Below are 2,367 nucleotides of genomic sequence, written 5' to 3' on the forward strand. Positions count from 1 at the left end.
GCGCTGGCCGCGGCGGCGGTCGTCGGCGCGTGGTTCCTGTGGCTCCGGCCACCCCCGCGGCCCGCCGGCGGACCGCTCACCCTGTTCGTCCTCCCCATCCAGAGTTCCGGCGACGACGGCAGCCGGCAGCTGGCGGGGGTGGTGACCGGCGAGTTGATCTCCGCGCTGAACCGCTCGCCCGACCTGCGGGTGCTGTCGCTGCCCGAGGGGCGCCGCTTCGAATCCTCCGCCCGGCAGGCGGAGCTGTTCCGTGAGCAGGGCGTCCAGTTCGTGATCGACGGAACGCTGCTCCAGACGGGCGACCGGATCATCGCCACGGTCAAGATGACCGATGCCGCGGACGGCAGCGTCCGCTGGTCGGAGACCCTCCAGGGCGACATCAACGCCATCTATGACATTCCCGCGCGGATCGCCGTGGGCGCCGCCCGGGCCGCCGGCATCTACGTCGAGGCGGCCAAGCTCCCCTTCCCCGGCCGCGAGGCGTTCGACGCCTACACCCGCGGCAGCCTGCTCCTCGGGGCGTATGACCCGGACCAGTTGGAGCCGGCCATCGCCAGCCTGCGGCGGTGCATCGAGATCGCGCCCGATTTCATTCCGGCCTATGAGCGGACGGTGTTCGCCTACCTGCAGTACCGCAACCTGGGCCTGGATTATGATCCGGTTTATTTGGACGAGGCGGCGCGCTTCATCGAGCTGGGTCAGCGCCACAACGCCTCCTCCGCCGAGCTGCTCAACGCCCGGCTGGCCTATCACCTCTACACCTATGACATCAGCGCGGCCGGCGACGACGGCGTGTCGGCGGGAGGCGCTGGACGGGACATGGTGCTCCATGGATGGGCCCATCTGTTCCATGGGCGCACCGCCGCCTCGCTCGAAGCCTACCGCCAGGCCCGCGTCCGCGCCACCCTCGACGGCCGGCCCCTGCTGAACCAGGTGGTGGGGGGCACCATGTTGGGGGACACGGCGCTCGTCGAGGACGCCTACCACAAACTGCCCGACGTGTACACATCCGGACTGACGCGGAACATCATCGAAGGCTGGTGGCGCATGTCCCACCGCGACACCGCCGGTGCGGTCCGCGTGCTGGAAGAGGGGTTCAACCGATACCGCTTCCACCTGCTCATCCTGTGCGCCGCCGAGGCCGCCTACGCCGGCGGCGACCCGGCGACAGCCGCCCGCCACCTGGACGTCTGGCTGGCGAAAAACCCATACGCGATGGAGGGGCACTGGTTGCGCGCCCTGGCCCGGCGGCGCCTGGGCGACGCCAGCGGCGCGGCGGCCGCCGCCCGGGAGGGGGCCCGTCACGCCGCCGGGCTGTCGGAGCACTATTCCCGCAACCTGCTGCTGAAGCTGTACCGGATCTATTTCCAGGTACTCGCCGGGGAGTTCAAAGGGACGGCGGCGGACCTGCCGTCGCTGGACGCCGCGCGGTCCGACACCAACAGCCGCTACCTCCACGCGGTCATCCGCGCCCGGCTGGGCGACCGCACCGCCCTGGGCGGCGCGCCCGTACCGTACAATCCCACCTACTGGCTCAACCAGTTTTCCCGCGACGAGCTGGCCGAACTCAATCGGTGAAACGGTGAGTCGGTGAAGCGAGAGACGGATCAACCATCAATCATCAACTGATCCAGAACCTGCGAACCTAAAACTTGCGAACCTGTGAACGTTTCAACGTTAAAACGTTCAAACCTTCCAACGGCTCGATCACGATTACGAATTACGATTACGAGTACGAAATCCGATGTCCGATGTCCGTCGGACGAGAACGAGCCTCGAGCATCGATTACTCAGTTACTCCCGATTTTTTGCCAATTTTTAGCAGGATTTTCTCCGCGCGCTCGGCCGGGTCGCCCAACTCATCATTAGCCGGCACCGTCCACCCATTCACGACGAAAATAGCCGGGCGCAGCCCCGCGCACGCGGGGCAGCGCCTGGAAGGCCAACTGGTTGACGCGCCGCGCCCCGGGTACGGGGCGCGAAGAAAGGATGTCGGCGGACTCCACACTTCCCCGCGCCCCTGTTCAGGGGCGCGCCATGTAAAACTATTCGACTGTCCAGGCGCTGCCCGGCTTCGCCGGGCTGCGCCTGGCTATTGTCTTTGAAACTGGAAGGGCTTGCCGAAGACCCGGCATTACGGAACAGAGATGGAGTGAACGATCATGCGCCCTTGGTTCCGGTTACGCCGGGTTGGGATTACGATTACGAATCACGCGCACGAACTTTCAACCCTCAACTCTCATCTATGAGAAGAGCGCTCCCGTCAAGACAAAACACACCCTTCCCCTGGAGAGGGGCGCATTCTGTCTGGACGTGGTGATTGCTTCCGGAGTCACAGACTATATTGCTCCTGTCTACCAATCTGGA

1 protein-coding gene is annotated in these 2,367 nt (G+C 65.8%); it reads left to right on the forward strand.

Going from position 1 to position 2,367, the window contains the following annotated elements:
• The coding region (locus tag GX414_15840) for a hypothetical protein (GenBank protein NLI48573.1) at positions 1 to 1,578 on the forward strand (1,578 nt) is incomplete at its 5' end.
• Positions 1,579 to 2,367 lie beyond the last annotated feature (789 nt).

The organism is Acidobacteriota bacterium (assembly GCA_012517875.1).
Lineage (GTDB): Bacteria > Acidobacteriota > JAAYUB01 > JAAYUB01 > JAAYUB01 > JAAYUB01.